17 protein-coding genes are annotated in these 22,871 nt (G+C 41.9%); 2 read left to right on the forward strand and 15 right to left on the reverse strand.

Going from position 1 to position 22,871, the window contains the following annotated elements:
* Nucleotides 1-21: 21 nt before the first annotated feature.
* The 10 genes from helD to HM131_RS15740 form a co-directional block, all read right to left on the reverse strand.
* Nucleotides 22-2,322 carry an RNA polymerase recycling motor HelD gene (helD, locus tag HM131_RS15695; protein ID WP_085030662.1) on the reverse strand — a complete coding sequence of 767 codons (2,301 nt, stop codon included), beginning with the start codon at nucleotides 2,320-2,322 and terminating at the stop codon, nucleotides 22-24.
* Nucleotides 2,323-2,521: 199 nt separating this feature from the next.
* Nucleotides 2,522-3,685 carry a sporulation protein YhbH gene (yhbH, locus tag HM131_RS15700; protein WP_085030663.1) on the reverse strand — a complete coding sequence of 388 codons (1,164 nt, stop codon included), beginning with the start codon at nucleotides 3,683-3,685 and terminating at the stop codon, nucleotides 2,522-2,524.
* A gap of 325 nt (nucleotides 3,686-4,010) precedes the next feature.
* Nucleotides 4,011-4,754, reverse strand: coding sequence for a membrane protein insertase YidC (gene yidC, locus HM131_RS15705; RefSeq protein WP_085030664.1), 744 nt, complete (start codon nucleotides 4,752-4,754; stop codon nucleotides 4,011-4,013).
* A gap of 28 nt (nucleotides 4,755-4,782) precedes the next feature.
* Nucleotides 4,783-5,073, reverse strand: a complete 291-nt coding sequence (locus HM131_RS15710) for a hypothetical protein (protein WP_085030665.1) — start codon at nucleotides 5,071-5,073, stop codon at nucleotides 4,783-4,785.
* A 134-nt stretch (nucleotides 5,074-5,207) separates the two neighbouring features.
* Nucleotides 5,208-6,515 carry a 2-oxoglutarate dehydrogenase complex dihydrolipoyllysine-residue succinyltransferase gene (gene odhB / locus HM131_RS15715; protein WP_085030666.1) on the reverse strand — a complete coding sequence of 436 codons (1,308 nt, stop codon included), beginning with the start codon at nucleotides 6,513-6,515 and terminating at the stop codon, nucleotides 5,208-5,210.
* A complete protein-coding gene (locus HM131_RS15720; protein ID WP_085030667.1) occupies nucleotides 6,502-9,375 on the reverse strand; it encodes a 2-oxoglutarate dehydrogenase E1 component in 2,874 nt (957 codons plus the stop codon). Before HM131_RS15720 ends, odhB begins: the two co-directional genes overlap by 14 nt.
* Before the next feature lie 204 nt (nucleotides 9,376-9,579).
* Nucleotides 9,580-11,682 carry an RNA degradosome polyphosphate kinase gene (locus HM131_RS15725; RefSeq protein ID WP_085030668.1) on the reverse strand — a complete coding sequence of 701 codons (2,103 nt, stop codon included), beginning with the start codon at nucleotides 11,680-11,682 and terminating at the stop codon, nucleotides 9,580-9,582.
* Between the two features lie 170 nt (nucleotides 11,683-11,852).
* On the reverse strand, nucleotides 11,853-13,403 hold the full coding sequence (locus HM131_RS15730) for a Ppx/GppA family phosphatase (protein ID WP_085030669.1): 1,551 nt from the start codon (nucleotides 13,401-13,403) through the stop codon (nucleotides 11,853-11,855).
* Nucleotides 13,404-14,424: 1,021 nt separating this feature from the next.
* The gene (locus tag HM131_RS15735) at nucleotides 14,425-16,320 is read right to left on the reverse strand and encodes a PrkA family serine protein kinase (protein ID WP_085030670.1); all 1,896 of its coding nucleotides are present in this window, start codon (nucleotides 16,318-16,320) and stop codon (nucleotides 14,425-14,427) included.
* Nucleotides 16,321-16,756: 436 nt separating this feature from the next.
* Nucleotides 16,757-16,939: a hypothetical protein gene (locus HM131_RS15740; RefSeq protein WP_232324805.1), complete on the reverse strand. Its 183-nt coding sequence runs from the start codon at nucleotides 16,937-16,939 to the stop codon at nucleotides 16,757-16,759.
* 249 nt (nucleotides 16,940-17,188) lie between these two features.
* Between HM131_RS15740 and HM131_RS15745 the strand changes: the two genes are divergently transcribed.
* Together HM131_RS15745 and lipA are read left to right on the forward strand one after the other, a co-directional pair.
* Entirely contained in the window at nucleotides 17,189-18,010 is an 822-nt protein-coding gene (locus HM131_RS15745) for a lipoate--protein ligase family protein (protein ID WP_157130844.1), read from the forward strand.
* A 19-nt stretch (nucleotides 18,011-18,029) separates the two neighbouring features.
* On the forward strand, nucleotides 18,030-18,974 hold the full coding sequence (gene lipA, locus HM131_RS15750; RefSeq protein WP_085030673.1) for a lipoyl synthase: 945 nt from the start codon (nucleotides 18,030-18,032) through the stop codon (nucleotides 18,972-18,974).
* A 44-nt stretch (nucleotides 18,975-19,018) separates the two neighbouring features.
* Here the strand turns inward: lipA and HM131_RS15755 are convergent, their stop codons facing one another.
* From HM131_RS15755 to queG, 5 genes are all read right to left on the reverse strand, one after another.
* Nucleotides 19,019-19,261, reverse strand: coding sequence for a hypothetical protein (locus HM131_RS15755; RefSeq protein WP_085030674.1), 243 nt, complete (start codon nucleotides 19,259-19,261; stop codon nucleotides 19,019-19,021).
* 370 nt (nucleotides 19,262-19,631) lie between these two features.
* Nucleotides 19,632-20,108 carry a tRNA (uridine(34)/cytosine(34)/5-carboxymethylaminomethyluridine(34)-2'-O)-methyltransferase TrmL gene (gene trmL, locus HM131_RS15760; protein ID WP_085030675.1) on the reverse strand — a complete coding sequence of 159 codons (477 nt, stop codon included), beginning with the start codon at nucleotides 20,106-20,108 and terminating at the stop codon, nucleotides 19,632-19,634.
* 51 nt (nucleotides 20,109-20,159) lie between these two features.
* Nucleotides 20,160-21,023 carry an amidase domain-containing protein gene (locus HM131_RS15765; RefSeq protein ID WP_085030676.1) on the reverse strand — a complete coding sequence of 288 codons (864 nt, stop codon included), beginning with the start codon at nucleotides 21,021-21,023 and terminating at the stop codon, nucleotides 20,160-20,162.
* An 81-nt stretch (nucleotides 21,024-21,104) separates the two neighbouring features.
* On the reverse strand, nucleotides 21,105-21,653 hold the full coding sequence (locus tag HM131_RS15770) for a methylated-DNA--[protein]-cysteine S-methyltransferase (RefSeq protein ID WP_085030677.1): 549 nt from the start codon (nucleotides 21,651-21,653) through the stop codon (nucleotides 21,105-21,107).
* A 70-nt stretch (nucleotides 21,654-21,723) separates the two neighbouring features.
* A complete protein-coding gene (queG, locus tag HM131_RS15775; protein ID WP_085030678.1) occupies nucleotides 21,724-22,857 on the reverse strand; it encodes a tRNA epoxyqueuosine(34) reductase QueG in 1,134 nt (377 codons plus the stop codon).
* Nucleotides 22,858-22,871: the final 14 nt, after the last annotated feature.

A 22,871-nucleotide genomic window follows, 5' to 3' on the forward strand; every position in this document is an offset into this window, starting at 1 on the left:
TAACCGGGAGCCACTGTGAGTTTATATCTTCTGATATAAGTCTTCAGGGATCTGTTCTAGAAAATGACTTTTTTCCTTTTGATAAAAGATATCCAGTTCATGCATCGCTCTCGTACAGGCAGTATAGAAGAGTTTCCTTTCTTCTTCCCGGTAATAAGTTTTATCTGATGCATCTGGAATAATGACGGCATCAAACTCTATCCCTTTTGCTAAATAAGCAGGGAGCACTAGCACCCCTTTTTCAAAGGTTTGCGACTCTTTATAAATAAGTCTTGCTTCAATCGTATTTTTTAATTGATCATAAAGGTTTATCGCATCCTTTTTCGTACGGGTAAGGACGGCTACCGTTTCGTACCCTTCCTTTAGTCTCTCGTTCACGGTTTTCTCCACTTCCGCCACAGCATCGCTCGATATTTTATGAAGTCGAGGCTTATTCCCTTCACGGTTAAATGCCTCGATCTTTTCCCCTCCAGGGATCATCGGCTTCGTAAACTCGACGATTGGTTTGGTGGATCGATAGCTGCGCATCAACTGTATCCGTTCGGTATCTTCGTTTACTTCCTTTGCTTCTAAGACACTCGGCACATCCGAAAATAACGTGTGGATTGCCTGATTGTAATCTCCTAATAGATTGAAGCGGGCATTTGGAAACAGCTGCTGAATGTATTTCATCTGAAACGGTGAATAATCCTGAGCTTCATCAACAAATACATGGCGAATATCCGTATTCACTCTTCTTCCTTCGATTTGATCCTTTAAATAAAGATAAGGGGTAATGTCCTCGGCATACAACTGATTCTTTTCTATGGCTGCTTGAGTATAATCCGCCACACCATACCAGTGCTCTTCTCCATTAGATTTTACTATTTCGTAAAACTGATGGTACAACTTCTTCATCTGGATAAATTTCAGATTTGCAACCTTCTTTCTCAGTGGGTGCATAGCTCGTTGAACGACTAATTTAGTTAAAAGCTCCTGCTCCCTCTCGAAATCATCAAAGGTCTCCTCATCAAAATTCTGATGACTTTGTAACTCTTTATAGGTGTGTAAATAGTCCTCTTTACTTAGAAACGCCGCTTCTTCCTCTGGCCAGTCTTTTGTTCGTTCTTCTGCCTCTAGCTCATCCAGTTTGCTTAAAAGCCAATTCTTTACACTCTCCACTCTGTTCGGGATGCTTCCGCTAGACCGATAAAAGGACCCCTTTATTGCATCTGCTGAAACAATCTTTCTCCCTCTGAACGTAATATTCTTAAACAGCATTCCCTTATCTTCTAACCTTTTTACATACGCATCTAACTGGTCTTTTAATGCAACCGCTGCTTTTAGCTGAATCCCTTTTTCCCTGTCGCTATACCATCGATCCTCAGTGTGATCAAGCAGGTATTCAAGCTGCTCAAACGGCGTTTCCACCTTAAACTCGTGCTCCACACGGCCAGCGGCATATTCCTGAAAGGTCATCTGGCGCATGTTTTCTTCTCCGAGTTCTGGTAGAACGGAAGACACATAACTCATAAACATGTGGTTTGGAGAGAATAAAAGGATTTGATCTGCGGTTATTGATTTTCGGTCACGATAAAGCAAATAAGCAATTCTCTGCATGGCGGCTGATGTCTTCCCACTACCCGCTACCCCTTGCACCATAAGTATCTTGTTCTGCTTATAACGAATAATTTTGTTTTGTTCCTTTTGAATCGTTGCGACAATCCCTCTCATCTGAGCACTCGCATTACTGCCCAGGGCCTGCTGCAGCAGCTCATCCCCAATCGTCACCCCTGTATCGAACATTCCTTTTAAAAGACCTTCCCGAATGATGAATTGACGCTTCAGCTCCATTTCTCCTTCAATTTCTCCTTCGGGTGTTTCATAACGAGCTGGCCCCGGAGAATAATCATAGTACATACTCGAAATAGGAGCTCTCCAGTCATAAATTAAAAAGTCTTCTTTTTTTCTATCCATCAAAGATCCTATACCGATGTAAATGGATTCTTTCTTCCCATCTTCTACAAAATCGATTCGGCCAAAATAGGGAGAATGCTGCTGACGACCATACTGATCCACGAGCTTATCAAACTGCCCGTAGCTCCGTTCCCTCTCTGCTAACAATTCTGCCTGCTGTTTAATACTTGCATAGGTCTCAATGACCTCATCAGGTTCATCTATGTTGACTGTAACATCATCCCAGAAACCTTTTCTCAGTTGTTGAATATCCTCTTTTGCCGTTTGGTTATCGTTGATGATTTGCTGTCTCTTTTCAGATAATAAGCGAGTAATAAAATCAATCCGTGATTGTTCTTCTTCCCATTCAACCGTATTCTTATCCATAGAACCACCACTCCATCATCTTTTTAGTCTAATCTCTTGACAACTGCTAGCTCTTAATGTAAAATTATAATTGGATACTTATGAAAAAATATAAAATCCAAGAGATAGATGGTATATATTCTACACGAGAAGGTGTTTGAATACAACCTAAAATATAATAAAAAAGCCAAGCAACCATTGTTGCTTGGCTTTTCTTTTTTTAACTCAATACCTCTTCTGCATTTTCTTCACTGAAAAATTGTTTCATCGCATGGAAGACGTCCGCTTTTTTGCGTAGAATATAGTAGCGGAATTTAGGATGATCAATGTTTTTATACGCTTGCATTAAACTAGAGGATCGATTATATTGATTGACTTCCCCATACCCGAACATTTGCGAAACTTCTATTAACTCCTCAATCAAAGCCAGGCAGCGTTTGTTATCAGACGTTAAGTTATCCCCGTCTGAGAAGTGGAACGGATAAATATTGTACCGTTCAGGTGAATACTTCGTGTTAATCAATTCTAATGCCTTGCGGTAAGCAGATGAACAAATCGTACCGCCGCTTTCTCCTTTTGAGAAGAAGTCTTCTTCACTTACAACTTTAGCTTGAGTGTGGTGAGCAACAAACTCAATTTCTACAGTTTCATAATTTTTGTTAAGGAAACGGTTCATCCAAAAGAAGAAACTTCTAGCCATATACTTTTCCCATTGCCCCATCGATCCACTTGTATCCATCATAGCAATAACAACAGCCTTGGATTGCGGCTTCGTTTTTTCATCCCATGTTTTAAAACGGATATCTTCAGGATAGATCGGGGAGAATGAAGCTTCCCCACCTAAGGCATTTCGTTTATACGCTTCAAGCATTGTTCTTTTCTTATCGATATTTCCAGTTAATCCAGTCTTACGGATATCACTGAATTCAATATCTGTATGAACGATATTGTCCTTCTCTTTCTCATCAAGGTTCGGTAAGGTCAGCTCTTTAAATAAAGCCTCTTCAAGCTCTGCCAACGAAACTTCTGCTTCATAGTAATCTTCACCAGCTTGATCACCTGCTCCATCTCCATCGCCAGGCTTACCTTTTGATTGAGGCGCTTGAGCAACCACATCGCCGACTTCGCTGTCTCCATCTCCTTGCCCTGCATGTTTATTCTTTTCATAATTGTAACGAATCTTATATTCATCAAGCGAACGAATCGGTATCTTAACGACACGCTTCCCATTCGACATTACAATGTTCTCTTCGGTAATCAAATCCGGCAATTGTTTATTCATCGCATCTTTTACTTTTTCTTGATGTCGCCGCTGATCGTCATAGCCTTTCCGATGGAGGGACCAGTCGTCTTCGGCGATTACGAAACTCTTCTCTTCATCCATAAATTTTCTCCCTCCTAATCGAGTATTACTCTATCGTATGCAGGTCCACGTAAATGGATGAAGGATATTGAAATATGAATGGTTTATTTCTCTTTTTTTTATTTTGATAAAAGGCTTGAGAATGCGGTTTACAGCACTGCCTGTCTTAGAATAACACTTAGAACATTAGGCGGGAGCCTCTATTCCTATGTAAAATAAGCGATCCTTTTAAGAGGGATACTGATCATGCACTTTCTGGTCTCTATACCCGAACTCACACTTTCTGTTCCTTAACTCTTCTCCTAACAAAAACCCCGCTGTATAGATTACAGCGGGGAATGCTTATTTAAATCGTTTGACTATATAATCGCTTGGATATCAATGTTTGGATGATGAGGAACAGTCCTCCAACTGCCCAATATAACGGTAAGGCCGATGGAGCAGAAAAGGATATGATCAAGATCATAATAGGAGAAAGAAGACCAATCAACTTCATTTGCTTTTGCTGATCAGCTGAAATCCCTATGAGCGACACTCTGTATTGGATGAAATACAGAAGACCGGCAATAAGTGCCATCGTCACATCCGCTTCACCCAGGTTAAACCAAAGGAACGAATGAGTAGCAATTTCTTCTGAGCTCCGGATCGCGTAATATACTCCCATAAAAATAGGCATTTGAATGAGAATCGGTAAGCAGCCCATATTCATAGGGTTAATGTTATGGGTTTTGTAAAGTTTCATCATTTCCGCTTGAATTTCTTGCTTGTCTTCTTGGGTCTTCGCTTCTTTCAAACGGTTTTGAATATCATTCATCTCTGGTTTGACTGCTTCCATTTTAACTCGCATTTCTTGACTATTCTTATACGTCTTCAACATTAGCGGAAGTAAGATAAAACGGATACCTAAGGTTATGATGATAATTGCAATGCCATAATTATCACCAAAAGCTTCTGCTACCATTTTAATCGCACTTACAAAGGGATCAACGAAATAGTGATTAAAGAACCCTGCATTATTTCCATCTGGATTACTGGAACACCCAGTTAAAAACAAACCAATACCTGCCAAAACACTTACTAATCGTTTCAAATTACATCCTCCTCTTTATTCGTTTATATTAAGCACGAATAAAGAGGTAATGGTCGTCATCCTTAGAACTTTCCTTCCTGCGTACTGTTCGTTGCAGCCAATGAATCATTTCATTGGCACACTCCACTACATCGTCTAACACAAGGAGTTCTGGATCATTCTTTTTTGGGACCATGTGACGGGAAGTCATCCACCCTGAAGTGTCAGCCACCATATGTGTCCAAATCGCTTCCAGGGCTATACTAACCAACACACTTATATAAATCGACAGAAACAATAAATCATAAGATCCGTCTAATAGTTCAACTAATATATTCATAACAATCTCTTTTCTAAAAAGTCTTAGTTGTTTATACGAATTACATTACTAGAGGTTTCATATAAATTCAACCACACCGTGTTTATATTTCCAATTAAACAACCCGCCAGCAAGGAGCTGACGGGTTGTTTTTATTAACCTTCTAGTAATAAGTCGTATGGATCTTCAATCATTTCTTTGATACGACGCAGGAATTGGACGGCTTCTTTACCATCGACGATTCTGTGGTCGTAGGAGAGCGCGATGTACATCATCGGACGAGCCTGAATCGTATCATCCGGCATAACTTTGGCACGCTTTTCAATGTTATGCAATCCAAGAATACCGACTTGAGGAGAATTCAAGATTGGTGTTGAAAGCATAGAACCGAAAATTCCACCATTTGTAATCGTGAAGGATCCGCCTTGCAAGTCATCCAGCTGCAGTTCTTTATTACGGGCTTTCGTTGCAAGATCTGCGATTCCTTTTTCGATTCCGGCAAAGTCAAGACGGTCAGCATCGCGGACAACCGGCACAACTAAACCTTCATCAGTAGAAACAGCCATTCCGATGTCATAGAATTTCTTCTTCACAATTTCATTCCCTTGGATCTCTGCATTGATCAATGGGAATTCTTTCAGCGCACCAACGGCCGCTTTTGTGAAGAAGGACATGAAGCCAAGCTTAATGTCATGCTTTTTCTGGAACGACTCTTTACGGTCACTGCGAAGCTTCATGACGTTCGTCATATCAACTTCGTTGAATGTTGTTAGCATCGCTGAATTCTGCTGTGCTTCAACTAGGCGCTTCGCAATCGTTTGACGGCGGCGAGACATTTTAACGCGTTCCACCGGTTTGTCAAATTCCGTTTTCTCGTTATTCTTCTCTTGTTTCTTCTCTTTTTTAGGTTCTTCCTTCTTCTCTTCTTTCTTACTGCCGCCTTTAGCTGCCGCGTCTACATCTTCCGGACGGATACGGCCTAATGGATCTCTTGCAGATATTTCACTCAGATCAATGCCAAGTTCACGAGCACGCTTACGAGCTGCAGGAGTTGCAATAATGTCTTTGTTGCTGTCTTTTGATTGCTCTTTTTGGCTGGAATCAGAAGAAGATTTCTCTTCTTTCTGTTTTGAAGCTTCTTCTTTTTTCTCTTCTTGTTTATTTTGTTCTTTTTCTTCTTCTTTCTCTTCTTCCTCAGAAGAATCATCGTCAGACCCGCCTGCTTCACCGTTCTCATCCACTTTAGCGATGACATCTCCGACTTCGACATCATCTCCTTCGTCTTTCAGGAGCTCTGCTATAACGCCACTTGCGTCTGCATTTACTTCAACGTTTACTTTGTCTGTTTCTAATTCAAGAATTGGATCGCCCTTCTCTACCTGATCACCTTTTTTTACTAGCCATTCCGCGATCGTTCCTTCTGTGATAGATTCAGCTAATTCAGGGACTTTAATTTCCTTCATTTGAATTTCCTCCTTTAGACATCTGTAGCGCCTCATGAATTATACGATTTTGCTCGGTTTTATGAATATTTGGTTCTCCAACTGATGGCGACGCTCGGTGCGGACGGCCAACATAGCGGTGGATTTGATCACCTTTTAATAGCTTGTGGAGGATTCCTTCAACAAAGTACCAGCTACCCATATTTTGCGGTTCTTCTTGGACCCATACCAATTCTTCCAGATTTGGATAGGTTTCAAGAATCTCTGCCAGTCTCTTTTCAGGGAAAGGATAGATTTGTTCGATGCGTACAGCGTCAATGGTTTCAAAAGATTGATCCGCATTTTCCACTGTATCTTCAATATCTACCATGATCTTTCCGCTTCCAAGCAGCAAAGTTTTCACTTTTTCCCTTGCTTTATCATCTTCTTTCGTCAATCCAGGCTGCCTCATGATCGGCTGGAATTTCCCTTCGCTGAAATGAGTGCCTTCTACAGCGACACGCTGGTTTCTGAGCAAGCTCTTCGGACTCATCAGTACCAGCGGACGAGCTTCTTCACGATCACTTATAGCTGCTTGTCGACGAAGCAAGTGGAAGTATTGAGCTGATGACGTTACATTTGCCACCGTCCAGTTATTTTCTGCTCCCATTTGCAAGAATCGTTCAAGGCGGGCACTTGAGTGTTCAGGCCCTTGTCCTTCATATCCGTGTGGGAGCAAGAAAATCATATTGGATTTTTCTCCCCATTTTGCACGTCCAGCAGAAATGAATTGGTCAAAAATAACTTGACCGGCGTTGGCAAAATCACCAAACTGAGCTTCCCAGAGTACAAGCGTTTCTGGAGCCTGGACGCTATATCCATATTCAAATCCGATGACACCTGCCTCGGAAAGCGGGCTATTATGAATATCAAAAGACGCATTGGCTTGTTCTAAGCCATGCAGCGGACAATAGGTTTCACCTGTTTCCACATCGTGCAGCACCATGTGACGGTGAGCGAATGTTCCTCGCTCTGTATCTTGTCCTGTAATGCGGATTGGGCGGCCATCTTCAAGAATGGAAGCAAAAGCCAACGCTTCAGCTGTCGCCCAGTCCACTTTTTGACCATCTTCTAACATCTTGCTGCGACGCTGAAGGATTTTTTCAAGTTTCTTAAAGCCGTTGAATCCTTCTGGACGCTTCAACAAACCTTCATTCAGGCCGCGCAGCCTTTCAAGGTCAACAGCTGTTTCGATTTCATCAAGCGGCTGTTCTACTCCGCTTGGTCGGTCTTTGACATCTGCCGCAGTGGCTTCATGTTCATCCATATTGTTGTAAATCTCACGAAGCTCTTCCTCTACTTTCTCTTTCATATCAGCAAGAGTTCCATCTTCAACAATGGATTCTTCTTGTAATGTCTTTTCATATACCGCAGCAGCTGTCGGATGCTCATCAATTTCGCTGTAGAGTCTTGGCTGTGTAGCACGTGGCTCATCCATTTCATTATGTCCGAATCGACGGTACCCTACCAGATCGATTAAAAAGTCTTTATGGAACTTTTGACGATATTCATACGACAATGCCATAGCAGATAAACACGCTACCGGATCATCGGCATTTACGTGGACGATCGGAATTTCAAATCCTTTAGCCAAGTCACTTGCATAACGAGTCGAGCGGCCGTGTTTACGATTCGTCGTAAATCCAACCAAGTTGTTTGCAATAATGTGTACAGTTCCACCGGTTCTGTATCCAGGAAGATCACTCATGTTCAAGGTTTCAGCGACTACACCTTCTCCGATGAATGCCGCATCTCCGTGAATAAGAAGACCAAACGCTTCATCTTTATCCATTTGAGCGTATCCAGGCTCTGAACGGTCATCCTGAGCCGCTCGCGTAAACCCTTCCACAACTGGATTGACGTATTCCAAGTGAGATGGATTGTGACTGAGTGTAACACGAGTAGCCGATTGCTGCCCGTTCTCAATCTCTCGACGTGCACCAAAGTGATATTTCACGTCTCCCGTCCAGCCATAGTTGATCCCTGTTGAACCTTCGGATGGAACCAATTCCTTATCAGGGGAATGGTGAAATTCAGAGAAAATGCGTTCGTATGGTTTACCCAAAATATGAGCAAGCACATTCAAACGGCCCCTGTGAGCCATGCCCATCATAATATTCTTAATCTTGTCACCGGATGCTAATTGAATAATGTGATCGAGCATCGGCACCATAACATCCAGACCCTCAATGGAAAAGCGTTTTTGCGCTACAAAGGTTTTTCCAAGGAAGTTCTCAAACCCCTCCACTGCTGCTAACCTGCGTAGCAACTGTTTCTTTTCTTCATTACTGAGCGATACACGAAATGAACCGGTATCAACTTTCTCTTGAAGCCATTTTCTTTCATCTTCATTGTAGACATGGCCAAATTCAAACGAAATGGTACCTGCGTACCTCTCTTTTAATGTATTAACCACTTGAAGAGCATTTTGAAGCTTCAATGGGGAATCAGGCCAAACCCATTCAGCAGGCATCTCTTCCAGATCCTTTTCTTTTAATCCGTATGTTTCTAATTCGAGTAAATTTGTCGTAGGACGATCATAACTCCCTACGGCATAAATATTTGCCTGTAAGTGGCCATGACGACGAATAGCCTCAACAAGTTTGATTGCTGAGGTCACTTTTGATATGTCTTTATCCGTTGGCGACACAGCACCATTGGTTTTCACAGACGTATCTCCCGCCATCCAGTCAGGCGCACCGTGCTCGTCGAACAATTCCTTTAATGAAGGATCGACTGCACTCGGATCGTTTGTGTATTGTTCATATTGTTCTTCAATATACCCCATGTTGGGGCCATGGAAATTTTCCCAAAATTTTTCATTGGAGCCTTGATTAGACACGTGTAATACCCCCAAGTAGTAGTTGGTTGGCTATTGTTTCCTCGAAAACGTTTCCAAGTCCAAATACTATTATAGAATTGAAACGCTTACGTATTCAACATTTTTCGCTGATTTTTTCATTATATAACAAATTTATTATAACAATAAAGGCGCACCAGATGGTACGCCTTTTTCACTTTTTATCGTTAAAGTGCTATAAATTTGTTATTCTTCGTCCTCGAGCACACGATAAGCCATGTCAAAAAGCTTCATTTGGCTATTGATTTTCTCAGCCCCTTTTGGAGCTTCAATGTAACGATATGTCCCATCATTATGCTGTTCGCGAGCTTTCACATTGTCGCTCAGCATAATGGAGAGAATTTTTTGGAGTCGGCTTTTGACCCCTGGTTCATAAATCGGGAATAAAAGTTCTACCCGTTTAACCATATTTCTTGTCATCATATCCGCAGACGACAAAAACACACGATCATCCCCGTTATGGTGAAAATAATAAATACGGCTATGTTCTAAGAACCTGCCCACGATACTGATGACTCGGATGTTTTCACTAATTCCTTTTATGCCAGGTCTTAAACAACAGATACCGCGAACAATCAGATCAATTTGTACACCGGCTTGAGAAGCCTCATATAATTTCATAATGAGGTTCTTATCTGTCAGTGAGTTCATTTTGGCTATAATACGTCCATTTCCGTGCTGCTTCTGGAATCGGATCTCATTATTGATATAACGGATAAAATCGTTTCGTATATCAAAAGGTGCCATGGACAGATGATGATATTTCGGCTTTTCTGTAAATCCGCTTAAGTAATTAAAGAAATCAGTGGCATCGATCCCAAATTTACGTTTCGAGGTTATAATGCCCATATCCGTATATAGGGATGCCGTCTGATCATTATAGTTCCCCGTTCCCAGGTGAACGAAACGCTCTATTTTGTCACGTTCTTTTCTGACCACTAATGTAATTTTGCTGTGAGTCTTCAAATAAGTCATGCCGTATATCACGTGGCAGCCAGCCTTCTCTAATTCTTTCGCCCATTGGACGTTGTTCTCTTCGTCGAATCGGGCCTTCAACTCTACAAGTACAGTGACTTGCTTTCCATTTTCAGCTGCTCGTTTCAGAGCTTCGATGATCGGGGAATCGCCGCTGACTCGATACAGGGTCTGTTTAATGGCGAGCACATGAGGGTCATCGGCCGCATCAGCAACAAAGTCTACCACAGGCTCGAATGATTCATAGGGATGGTGAAGAAAAAGGTCTCTCTCTGTGGCAGCTTCGAAAATATCATCTTCTCCTTCGAGGTCTCGTGGAGGCTGCGGGATCAGAGTTTCATAAATTAAATGATCCTTTATAGTAGAAAAGGTTTTGTGGAACTTGAATAAGAACGTCAAATCCAATGGACCGTTGGTAATATACAAGTCGTCTTTATGAATCTCAAGGACACCTAAAAGGAAATGAATGACTTTATCATCATATTTATTGTTTCGAACCTCTAATCTGACAGCAGCGCCCCATTTGCGCTTCTTAAGCTCTTTCTCAATCTCTTTAAGCAAATCACGGGCTCCTTCTTCGTGAATCGTCATATCTGCGTTCCGTGTAATTCTAAACTCCGTGATGGAATGGACTTGATAGCCTTTAAACAACTTGTGAATAAAGTGACTGATGATATCTTCAAGCAGCACATATTGGTACTTTGTCTCATGCTCTACTTGAACAAAGCGATTTAAGACCGCTGGAACTTGCACGATCGCTGTCTTTTTTACATTGTCATTTGGATCAAGCGCATCCTGTATGACGACCGCTAAATTAATGGACTTGTTCAACAACATAGGAAAGGGACGATATGCATCAACTGCCATAGGAGTTAAAACCGGAAAGATATTTTCATTAAAATAAGTTTCTAAACTCTCAATTTCTTCTATTGTTAAATCTTCTATTGAAAGGATAGAGATATCTTCTTTTTCCAGCTGAGGTTTGATTGTCTGGTAACTCTCGTACTGTCTTCTTACAAGCTCATGGTTGATTTCCGCAATTTTGGCCAACTGCTGCTTTGGTGTAAGCCCAGCCTTGTTTTCTGGTTTATTGAAGCCAGCTTTTACCTGATCCTTCAATCCAGCGACCCTGACCATAAAGAACTCATCAAGGTTTGATGAGCAGATCGCTAAAAATTTCAACCGTTCAAGCAAAGGGTTGTCCATATCAAGCGCCTCTTCTAACACCCGTTCGTTAAAAGCAAGCCAGCTTAGTTCGCGATTGTTATAAAATAATGGGTTGTCGAGTTCCTTCTTTTTTTCTTCCGTTGCCATTACGCACACCCTTTACACTGTAGTCTTACCTCCACCATAATGCCTATTTATAAGTTGAATATTAACAAGACGTTAAGTGTTCGTAAATTTTCGATAAAATTCGACTGAAATCGCCTTGAAATCATGGCACTGTTTTACGGAGGGATAGTAAAACAATAGAGCTTTTCCAATTAATTAGCGGAACTTCCTTCCTTACGTTCCACAAAGGATAATTCGATATTCCTTTTCAACGATTTCTCCAAATGTTTCTTCTGCTTCTCACATTGGTATTCTTCCGGCATCCATTCATCCTTACAATATAGAGTAATGTGAAGCTCCCCATCATGAGTAGCCACATGGATATCCTGAACAATTTGCCTTCTCGTACTATCCAGGCTGTAGCAAAACTTCAGCAGCGCTCCAAGCAGACGTAATTTTTTTCGCTCTTCTTTTAAAAACCAGCTTTTATAAGGCTGAAGGAACTGTTTAAAGACAGTCTTATTTTTAAAGGAGGCTAAGAGTGCCAGCCGTAAACGTTCCATATGCATCAAACCATCAATTGTGCGGTTAGCTAAAAGATAAAAGGTATGTTGAGAACTCGATTCACTATCAATATAATCCCCCAGATTGAAAACGTAACTCGCACGTTTTACTTCTTTCCAATCTTTTTTCCTAAGTGAGCCTAACCCCTTTTCATGAAGCTGAAAAAATAATTCATGCGCCAAATGCTGCACATGATGAATCTGCTTTATGCTTAAGTCATAATCTGTCACCAATTCTTGAATGCTCTCCTCAAGCACATTTGGGAAAACAGAAGTGCCCATATCACGGGTCAACTGTTCGTAAAAAACCCCGTCTCTTAATCCTTTTCGGCTTAATATGAACCCAGATGATTGGACCGCATCATAAAGGGAGTGAAATACTTCTGTAGCGGGCAGGATGATATCTGCACGATCCTTTGATAATCCTTCTACTTTCTGCAGCTTTTTCATGGAAAGCGTAAACAAGTAGTTTTTTATAAAAGAAAGGTCACTATCTTTCATTTTGTACTGATGCAATCCTGCGAGAGGATATTCTTTTAAATTCTGATCAATTTGCACTAAGTTACGTGCACCTCCGCCAATTCCAATAAGAGGAACTTTCTTCTCTTGCAGCCATGGCAGAGTATTAAATTGGGAAAGGAGGTAATGACGTAAATTTGACATTTCATCCTCTTTAGGAAGGTCTTTTTTGAAGAAGTCCTGTTTTAGCGTCAAGGCCCCGAATGGAAAACTGTGAGACTCCACAAGTTTCCGATCCTTGAAGTATGTAACCTCTGTACTTCCACCACCGATATCGACCGTTACTCCTTCTGTCACCGGGGTTGAATTGACTACAGCGAGATATCCATAATAAGCCTCTTCATGCTCGGAAAGAATCCGCATGTCAAACCCTGAGTGATCAGAAACTTTTTTAATAATATCTTCCTGGTTGACTGCCTGACGGATGGTTGCTGTGGCCACGCACACCATTTCTTCCAGCTCGTAAGATCCAGCCACTTCTTTAAAACTATTTAAAGTGGTTAGCAATGTACGAATTCCTTCTTCAGACAAATAGCCATCATCCTGAAGATGATTCCTTAACCGAGCGACAGCTTTGACGTTTTCGATTTCGCGTAAACGTCCGCCTTTATCTCTTAAATAAACGACTAAACGCATCGTATTGGAACCAACATCAATTATTGCGTAATATTTTTTAGCCATCCTCTCACCCACCATTCATATTTTGTGCCATTATAACAGATCAAACGTGTTAACGCCTTGATTTATCAGGGATATTCAAATATACAAACCGCTGTTTATAAACGTTTGAAATGATAAGTCAGCCGGTTAGAAATTAGAATAGGTTTCTCACCGAATTTTCGATAAAACTGCCTCCGCTCCCTTTGATGATGCATTAGACCTGTATCCATATGAGCAGCTATAATTTTATGTACCCTAATTTTCTGTTACTCAAATATTTTCTAAGAAAGTATCTTCACTTTTTTGTTTTAAAAAGCAATTAATCTAAGAAGCATGGCCTAGCTTGAATACTCAGCCTCGTGAATTCATCGGGGCCGTTACGGTAATAAGTGACAGGCTGTCTGGGAAACGACTCGCTTTCCTGCGGGGGAACTGGCAAGCCTCCTCAGTCGCATTGCTCCTTGTGGGGTCTCGCCTAGCTCCTTCTCCCGCGGGAGTCTCGCCGTTTCCCATCCAACCTTCTAATATATGATGAACGGCCCCATTTAACTTTAGCATGAGCATTCAGTATCAGGAGAGGGTATATATTTTAAACGAAAGTATGAATTTGTAATAAACAAGAGCACTCTGGAAATGAAATCAATAAGGCCTATCAAAAGTTTTTTGCAACATCCATTCAATTTGAATATGAAGTTGAATTTATCGGTCAGCTTTCCCTTCTAGGGCGTTTGCGTTACTCGAAACAACCGGAAGGAGGTCCGGGAGATGGAGACTCCTGTGGGATGAGCATGACAGGTGAGACCCCGGAGAGCGATAGCTCGAGGAGACTCAGCGCATGCCCACGGAAAGCGAGCCATTTCCCAGACCTCCACATTCCATTTAATGTAACGGAAATATTCCAACCCAAACCATCTCGAATTGAATGTGCCAGAATACGTTGTTAAATAAGTCTATACTCAAGTCACCATGCAAAGTTTATAAGAGCCATTAAAAAAGAAACCATCCTTCTCAATTCATTGAGAAGGATGGTTTCTTATGAGATTTATCTGTTCAACAAGCTTCCAACGTATTTAAGCAATTCATTGGCAGAGCTGGAATTGTAACCATGTTCATCAACAAGAGTAGCAACCACTTCGTTGATCTTCTTAAGCTGCTGCTCATCCGGAGTTTTAGTAGACGTCGTAATTTTCACTACGTCTTTTAAGTCAGCAAACAATTTCTTCTGGATGGCTTCGCGTAAACGTTCGTGTGATTGGTAATCGAACTTTTTACCTTTTCTTGCGTATGCAGAAATTCTGATCAAGATTTCTTCACGGAAAGCTTTCTTCGCGTTTTCAGATACACCGATCTGTTCTTCAATGGAACGCATGAGACGCTCATCCGGGTTCAATTCTTCACCAGTCAATGGATCTCTTAATTTCGCTTTATTACAGTAAGCTTCCACATTGTCCAGATAATTGTCCATGAGAGTGACCGCAGACTCTTCATATGAGTAGACAAAAGCTTTTTGAACTTCTTTCTTCGCAATTTCATCGTATTCTTTTCTCGCTAGTGAGATAAAGTCAAGGTACCGCTCTTTATCTTCATTAGAAATGGAAGCATGACTGCCTAATCCATCCTTGAGAGAGCGAAGTACATCAAGCGCATTAATCGATGTCAGTTCTTTTTTAATGATCGTTGACGATATACGATTAATGACATAACGCGGATCGATACCGCTCATCCCCTCATCGGAGTGTTCTTTCTTCAACTCTTCCACATCCACATCACTGAATCCTTCAAGGATTTCTCCATCATAAAGACGCATTTTCTTCAACACATCAACAGATGCCTTCTTCGATTCTTTTAATCTAGTAAGAATCGTGAACATCGCTGCTACTCTTAATGTGTGAGGCGCAATGTGTACGTCACGGATATCACTTTCGCGAATCATTTTCTCGTAGATACGTTCCTCTTGACTTACTTTCAAGTTGTAAGGCACAGGCATGACGATCATTCGAGAATGTAACGCTTCATTCTTCTTATTGGCAATAAAAGAACGATACTCCGCTTCGTTCGTATGAGCGACAATTAATTCATCCGCTGATATAAGCGCAAATCGTCCAGCTTTGAAATTTCCTTCCTGGGTGAGGCTGAGTAAATGCCAAAGGAATTTTTCATCACATTTCAGCATTTCCTGGAACTCCATCATGCCTCGGTTCGCCTTATTCAGCTCACCATCAAAACGGTAAGCACGAGGGTCAGATTCCGATCCGTATTGGGCAATCGTTGAAAAGTCAATGGATCCAGTAAGGTCAGCAATATCTTGAGATTTTGGATCCGAAGGACTGAAGGTACCAATGCCTGTACGCTTATCCTCTGAGAAAAAGATACGCTCGACTAGAACATCCTCAATACGTCCACTGTACTCCGTCTCCACTCGCATCGTATTCAGCGGTGATAGACTGCCTTCAATGCGAATGCCATATTCTTCTTGAAATTCTTTTCTTAAATGCTGTGGAATCAAATGCAGTGGATCCTCATGCATTGGACAACCCTTAATTGCAAAAACGGCTCCCTCGTCTGTGTGAGAATACTTCTCTAAACCACGCTTTAATAAATTCACCAACGTTGATTTACCACCACTGACCGGTCCCATCAGTAACAAAATACGCTTTCGAACATCCAGTCTTCTCGCAGCCGGATGGAAATATTCTTCTACAAGCTTTTCCATCGCTTCATCTAATCCATAGATATCCTGATCGAAAAACTTATACTTTTTATGGTCATGATCCTCATCTACACCCGCGGATTTTATCATATTATAAACGCGGGAATGTGCCGATTGAGCCAAATACGGACGCTCTTTCAAAAGCTCTAGGTATTCTGCGAATGTACCTTCCCACTTTAACTCTTCTTCTTGTTCCCTGTGGTCTTGTATCTTTTTTAAAATGTCCACTTATTAGAGACCTCCCCCGTCCTAACAGACGAAATTTAATATATCCTATGCTTGGATTACGAGAAACATGTGTAATTAAGAAAAGTGTAGAGGGATTGAAAGCCCTGACACGCATAAGCAAAACTACGGCGTGGCGGGTTTTGCCACGAAGTAGGATTGCTTATGTCGCGAAGGGCTATCCCTCGAAACTAGACAACAAAATGAAATGCGGAAGCGTCTTGCTCAGCCTCGACAAGCATAAGACAAGCTATTGTAGTAGGCGAATTATGCCCACAAAATTAAATGACTTTTCAACTAGAGAGACAAGCCAACTTCAGCCGAACAATAAATTATATGTATTGGCCCATATGTAGATGCTTATGTTCCCGAATTTCAATATTCTGTTCCTTTTATAGTTTGCTGTTTTTTTTCAATAAAAAAGACTGATCCGGTAAGATCAGTCTTCTCCATAATCCTTTTTCTCCTTGTACTTTTTCCTTTGTGTAAGTCCTATTAAAAGGAAAGTTATAAATAAAAATAAATTCAAAAGTCGGAAGTCCTCGTAGATAATAGCAAGAACGGCCCATATCGCTGCACTTGTTAAGAAAAGAATGCTGGTAATCCACATTTGCGTCATCATGAACCCCTCCTATGTACTATTGTATATCAATTGTGCTGATTTCTTGTACTTTTTTTATATTTACAACCTGCAAACCTTTCCCTATGATGAGAGGAAAGGTGTTCTAATAACAGAACTCGTACTTTCTACTTACTCATCAAAAAAGCAGCCAATGAAGAAGGCTTGCAATTTTTGACACACTATGGCACCCTTGTTAGAATTGATTTGAACATTTTAGCAAGATAAAGTACATTAGGACAGAAAGAAGGATTGCAAATGGAAACATGGTACTTTGTCGATTCTGGCCATTGTACACCAGCGATCAATATGGCGCTGGATGAAGCATTGATGAAATGGCATCGTCAAGGAAACATACCACCTGTGCTTCGATTTTACGGTTGGGCCCCTGCAGGGCTGTCCGTTGGATATTTTCAAAAAGTAACAGGAAAAATTGACTTAGAAGGTGTCAAACGACATGGGTATGAGCTTGTTCGCCGACAAACAGGAGGACGAGCTGTTCTGCATGACAAAGAACTCACATATAGTGTCATAGTTTCAGAAGATCACCCAGCTATGCCTGCCTCAGTTAAAGATGCTTACCTGGTTATTTCAAGAGGGTTATTGGAGGGCTTCCGAGAATTAGGTATACAGGCAGATTTCGCCGTACCTGAAGGAAAGCTGGACGTAACAAACTCCGCGGTCTGCTTTGAAGAACCTTCCTGGTATGAGCTGATTGTAGATGGAAAGAAAGCTGCTGGCAGCGCCCAAACGAGGAAAAAAGGCATCATCCTTCAACATGGATCCATTCCGATCGATGTAGACGATGTGAAACTATTTGATATGTTTATTTATAAGAATGAACGCGTCAAAGAGAGAGCACGCCGAGCGTTTGGCGACAAGGCTGTGGCAATAAACCAGATCGTTGAACAGAATGTAAGCTTTGAAGATACAAAAGCCGCTTTTAAAAAGGGATTTGAAAAAGGACTTGAAGTCAACTTAGAACCTCTGGAACTCTCTGAAGCACAATGGAACGAAGTCGAACAAATCGCTCGTGAACGGTACGGAACGGACGAGTGGAACTTTTCCCGATAAAAAAGGAGTGGAAATAAATATGGCAAAGAAACAAGAGTACATAAGAAAGCCGGATTGGCTGAAAATTAAAATCAACACGAATAAATCCTATACTGGGCTTAAAAAACTCATGCGAGACAAAAAACTAAACACAGTATGTGAGGAAGCACGATGCCCAAACATTCATGAGTGCTGGAGTGAACGAAAAACTGCCACTTTCATGATCCTTGGTGATACATGTACACGCGGCTGCCGTTTCTGTGCAGTCAAAACTGGTCTTCCTAATGAACTGGACTGGGGCGAGCCAGAACGTGTAGCTGAATCCGTAGAAATCATGGGACTTAAACACGTTGTCATCACAGCGGTTGCTCGTGACGACCTTAACGACGGCGGTGCAGCTGTATTTGCTGAAACAGTAAAAGCGGTCAGACGCCGTGTTCCCGGCTGTACAGTAGAGATTCTTCCATCGGATATGAAGGGAGATTACGAAAGCCTTCATACTTTAATGGATGGTGAACCGGACATTTTCAACCATAACATCGAAACAGTTCGTCGCTTAACGAAAAAAGTGCGTGCCCGCGCGATGTATGATCGTTCTTTAGAGTTGCTGCGCCGCGTTAAAGAAATTCGCCCAAACACTCCAACAAAATCAAGTATCATGGTAGGACTTGGGGAAACAAAAGAAGAAATCGTTCAGGCTATGGATGATCTTCTGGCTCATAACGTAGATATTATGACCATCGGCCAATACCTGCAGCCGACGAAAAAGCATTTAAACGTAGAACGTTATTATCATCCGGATGAATTCGAAGAGTTGAAACAAATTGCTCTAGAAAAAGGTTTCAAGCATTGTGAAGCAGGCCCAATGGTACGTTCTTCTTATCACGCGGACGAGCAAGTCAATAGTACATCCGCTCAACGCCGGATTAAGTATATGAAAGGATATGAATCCCAAGGCAAAGAGCTCGATACAACAAACTTCTAAAGAATAAGGCTATCTCACCTTCCGTGAGATAGCCTTTTTATATCTTACCAGAAGCCTCCATAAGGGGGACGTCCGTAATACCCTCCGTAATAAGGAGGTCTATTATAATAATACGGTCCAGGGCCGTAGCCACCGCCGAATCCGCCGTATAGGCCAGGAGCAATCGCCCCTCCTAAGAATCCGCCAAGCAGACCCCCTGCGAAAGGACCCAAAAAGAAGAAACGCTCATCTTCGTCACGGAAATCATCAAAATTTGCATAAGGGTATTGATAAGGATACTGTTCCAATTTAACTCCTCCATTCCCATCCTGGTTATATACCTACTCTTCAACGTATGTTATGGACCACCTTTTCGTATAGGCATCTGCCATTAGGTGAAGGATAATATTAACAGGACAAACCATTCACATTGCTGTACAATTAAGGTATAATACGGGTAGCATAGCTTGTCTGGATAAAAGGAGGACCTTATACATGAAAATCACATTGATCATTCTTGTGTGCGTAACGTTTCTAACATCCATCTTCTCAGCAGGATATGATGAAAAAGCAGGTACGCCAAGAAAATAAAAAACGTAAAACCGCCTCCCGAACAGAGAGGCGGTTTTTTGTTTGGACACCAAAAAAAGACACCGGCACACTCGCCGGCCTCCTCCTTTATTTAATTAAATTCGGATAGCCCTGCTGCTTCAAGGCATCAAACAAAACGATGGATACTGTATTAGAAAGGTTTAAAGAACGAACCTTGTCTGTCATGGGCACTCTCAAACAACGGTCCTCCAGGCCTTCAAGCAATGATTTTGGGATCCCGTCACTCTCGCGTCCAAATACGAAAAACAAATCTTGGTCGGTGGACGAGAAATCAAAATCCGCATAAGACTTTGTACCAAAGTTTTCGATGTAATAATACTCTCCCTCAGGGAACGTTTCATATAGTTCATCAATCGAATCATAATAATAGATCGTTACATCATACCAGTAATCCAAACCTGCTCTCTTCAGCATTTTGTCATCAGTAGAAAATCCGAGCGGCCGGATTAGATGAAGCTGAGAATTTGTAGCTAAACATGTCCTCGCAATATTGCCGGTATTGGCTGGAATCTCTGGTTGGAACAATACGATATGATTAGGCATTTTCTTCACCTCAGTCTAATCTTAGTCAACTAGGCTATTATATCATACCTATCAACCACCGATTATGAAAAATTTATACTTTATGTTTGGAGTATAGGCGGTAGAATCTTCATAGGCCCAGTATCGATGACGACTATTGGTGGTGTGCGCATTAACGAGCGGCATTCCATCGCTGTCTTTTTTCACAACGATCGTATTATGATCGAACCTTCCATCTCCTTCAAAGTCATAACAGATGACATCTCCCGGTGTTAGCTGGTCAGCGGAAGAGACTTCTTTCGCGGTCAACCCTTGACGTGAACCACTGAGATACCAGCGCAGAGAATTGGCCACAGCCCAACTATAGCTCCAGTTCTTTCCTGTGTACCACCAGCCTCGTGCCCGGTTCGGCAGGCCCCACGTAGGGGCACCACCCGCTCTTAAACACTGAGAAATATAGTTCGTACAATCCAAATCAAAATGCTTGTAAGCAGAATTGTAACTGTCCCACCACCGTTCGGCATAGCGAACTGCTTCTCTTCGGTTGTAGGAAAAAGGAGTACCTTTCCTCTCTTCCTTCTCAACGAATTCCGCACTCGGCGAAAGCCCAGAAGTATACGGTGCCTCTGTAGAGACAGATTGATGAATGATTTCATTCCGCTCCAATAAAGCGAGGCCCTCGTAAATCCCTTCCTCCATATATACCTTTTTTCCATCCTTTATTAAAAGAGAAAGAAATAGCATATATCGAATGCTTTCCTTTCGATCGTAAGCAATACGATGATACGGTTTAATACGAAAGGTGGCACGTTCTACCCTATGCCCTCGTTCTTCCAACCCTCGCACTTTTTTATGTAACCACTGCTCTTCTTCTTGATCCACTAAACGATCAATGATGCGCTGCCAGTATGTCTGAAGTTGATGAGTAGGATTCATGCCGTCTCCCCCTTTTTACATCCTATGAAAGAGGGAACGATCCCATACAACAAAAAACTGCCTCCCACTAAGGGAAGACAGTTATTGACTATTTGGTAAAACCACATGATTTTTCTCAAATTCTAGCAATTGTTGTTTCTTCTCAAGACCGCCTGCATATCCTACAAGCTTACCATTGCTTCCTATCACTCGGTGGCACGGAACAATAATAGAGAACGGATTTTGATTAACCGCTCCTCCAACAGCTCGAATCGCCTTAGGGGTATGCATAGCAGCCGCAATGTCTTTATACGAACGAGTTTCACCATAAGGTACGTTATGCAGCAATGTTCTCCATACCTTTCTTTGAAACTCTGTTCCATAACAATTCAAAGGAACCGTAAAATCAATTCGTGTTCCATTAAAATATTCTTCAATTTCATCTTTTGTTAGTTTTACATATTTATGATCTGGATCATAGACCAGTTCACCTTTGAGAAAGTGCTTCTTTTTCCATGATTGGTAAGAAGCAATACGGTCTTCATAATGTCCAAAATCGATTCGACATACTCCTTCGTCGTTCGTTAGAACCGTCATCGGTCCTAAAGGAGTAGTAAATGAGTCATAATATAAAAAAGACCGATGGTTCATAGACAACCCCTTCTTTTAGCAGTTTTTTCTATTATACAAAACTCTTTAGTAGATGAAAAGGTACAAATCGTCATAGTTTAGCAAATTGCAGCCCTTTCTCCATCTCATAGAGGACTTGTTCGTCATCTTCCTTCGCCATTGCTTTTTCAACAGCTTCAAAGCACTCTGGCGTGCCTATTTTTCCAAGCCCCCAGGCCGCTGTACCGCGGATCACGGGTCTTGGATCGTCATTCATCAGACGAATTAATTCACTGATGGACGTTTCATCACGATAATGGGCCAGAGCTAAAATGGCATTTCGCTGGATCGGTTTTTTTCCTCTCCATGAACCGGATATAAAGCCGAACTTTTCTTTAAACTGGCGGTTCGATATCGACAGCAGGGGTGTCAATTTAGGCTTCACAATCTCTGGGTCCGGTTCGAACTCCTGATGGTGGTGGAAGTCCTTCTTTCTATTCTTTGGACATACGGTCTGGCACGTATCGCATCCATAAAGCCGGTTTCCGATTTTAGTGCGAAATTCATCGGGTAAAAACCCTTTCGTCTGTGTCAAAAATGCAATGCAGCGCTGCGCATTCAACTGACCGCCTTGCACAAGCGCTCCCGTTGGGCATGCATCTACACAAATATTGCAATCTCCACAGCTATCATCCACCGGATCATCTGGAGCAAATGGAATATTCGTAACAAGTTCTCCTAAATATACATATGAACCAAACTCCGGTGTGATCACGGCGCAATTCTTACCACTGAATCCGATCCCTGCGCGCTCGGCAACAGCACGGTCAGATAACTCACCTGTGTCCACCATCGATTTCAGTTCAACTTCAGGAAAATGTTCTTGAATGAAAGCTCCCAGTTTATTGAGGCGATCCCGCAACACATCATGATAATCCTGCCCCCAGGATGCACGACAGAAGATCCCGCGTCGATCGCCTTTTCTACTTTTGGGTGCATCGTGCATTTTTGAAGGGTAAGCCAGGGCAATGGATATGATCGATTGAGCACCTGGAAGTAAACGACTTGGTTCTGTTCGTTCGTTTACGCTTCCTTTTTCAAACCCGGACTGATAACCAAGCGCTTCTTGGCGCTTCAGTCGAGCTTTTAACTCACCGAACACGTCCGCTGAGGCAAAACCAATCTTATCGATGCCAATTTCCTTGCTGTAGGCAATAACCTCTTCTTTGAACTTGTGAAAATCCACCCTGACTTCCTCCT

It is taken from the genome of Halobacillus mangrovi, assembly GCF_002097535.1.
Taxonomy (GTDB): domain Bacteria; phylum Bacillota; class Bacilli; order Bacillales; family Halobacillaceae; genus Halobacillus; species Halobacillus mangrovi_A.

Bases quoted from the DNA above. Each gene is read 5' to 3' on its own strand.
- HM131_RS15725 (WP_085030668.1), bottom strand. From the start codon at position 11,682: ATGGCAACGGAAGAAAAAAAGAAGGAACTCGACAACCCATTATTTTAT.
- yhbH (WP_085030663.1), bottom strand. From the start codon at position 3,685: ATGGATGAAGAGAAGAGTTTCGTAATCGCCGAAGACGACTGGTCCCTC.
- trmL (WP_085030675.1), bottom strand. From the start codon at position 20,108: ATGCCTAATCATATCGTATTGTTCCAACCAGAGATTCCAGCCAATACC.
- helD (WP_085030662.1), bottom strand. From the start codon at position 2,322: ATGGATAAGAATACGGTTGAATGGGAAGAAGAACAATCACGGATTGAT.
- HM131_RS15710 (WP_085030665.1), bottom strand. From the start codon at position 5,073: ATGAATATATTAGTTGAACTATTAGACGGATCTTATGATTTATTGTTT.
- HM131_RS15740 (WP_232324805.1), bottom strand. From the start codon at position 16,939: ATGATGACGCAAATGTGGATTACCAGCATTCTTTTCTTAACAAGTGCA.
- HM131_RS15770 (WP_085030677.1), bottom strand. From the start codon at position 21,653: ATGAACCATCGGTCTTTTTTATATTATGACTCATTTACTACTCCTTTA.
- odhB (WP_085030666.1), bottom strand. From the start codon at position 6,515: ATGAAGGAAATTAAAGTCCCTGAATTAGCTGAATCTATCACAGAAGGA.
- lipA (WP_085030673.1), top strand. From the start codon at position 18,030: ATGGCAAAGAAACAAGAGTACATAAGAAAGCCGGATTGGCTGAAAATT.
- HM131_RS15730 (WP_085030669.1), bottom strand. From the start codon at position 13,403: ATGGCTAAAAAATATTACGCAATAATTGATGTTGGTTCCAATACGATG.
- HM131_RS15765 (WP_085030676.1), bottom strand. From the start codon at position 21,023: ATGAATCCTACTCATCAACTTCAGACATACTGGCAGCGCATCATTGAT.